Raw genomic sequence first — 598 nt, forward strand, 5'->3', positions numbered from 1 at the left:
GCCATCGCCGCGTTCGGCCTTGCCTCACCGGTCGCGTTCGCGGCGGTCATCGGGCCGCTCGTCGAAGTGCCGGTCCTGATCATCCTAGTGCAGTTTGCACTCTGGATGGGGCGGCGCTACTTCCCGGCTGAGCCTAGTGAACCACGCGTACCAGCCGAGTGATCGGGCCAGAGAAGACTTTTGACGTCATCGTCATAGGCGCGGGGCAGGCGGGGCTGTCCTGCGCCTACTACCTCAGACGCGCTGGACTGGACTTCATTCTCCTTGACGCAGGGGACGGCCCAGGCGGCGCGTGGCGACATGCCTGGGATTCACTCACGCTCTTCTCACCCGCCTCCTACAGCTCCCTTCCGGGATGGCTCATGCCGAACAGTTCGACAGGCCGTTATCCCGGCCGGGACGAGGTTCTCGACTACCTGTCTCGCTACGAAACAAGATACGGTTTCTCGATCGAACGCCCAGTATCGGTAGCGACAGTGAAAGAGGTGACGGAAGCGCTTGAGGTCGTCACGAACCGGGGCATATACCGGGGACGATCAGTGATCAGCGCCACCGGGACCTGGTCGAACCCGTTTATCCCCACCTATCCCGGCATCGA

1 protein-coding gene and 1 pseudogene are annotated in these 598 nt (G+C 62.5%); both read left to right on the forward strand.

Going from position 1 to position 598, the window contains the following annotated elements; all coding sequences use genetic code 11:
• A pseudogene (locus ACP7E0_RS35065) lies at positions 1 to 162 on the forward strand (arsenical-resistance protein); the annotation flags it as partial.
• The coding region (locus tag ACP7E0_RS35070) for an FAD-dependent oxidoreductase (RefSeq protein WP_426131986.1) at positions 159 to 598 on the forward strand (440 nt) is incomplete at its 3' end. The pseudogene ACP7E0_RS35065 and the gene ACP7E0_RS35070, both read left to right, overlap by 4 nt.

This window comes from Pararhizobium sp. PWRC1-1, from assembly GCF_049897905.1.
Classification (GTDB): Bacteria; Pseudomonadota; Alphaproteobacteria; order Rhizobiales; family Rhizobiaceae; genus Pararhizobium.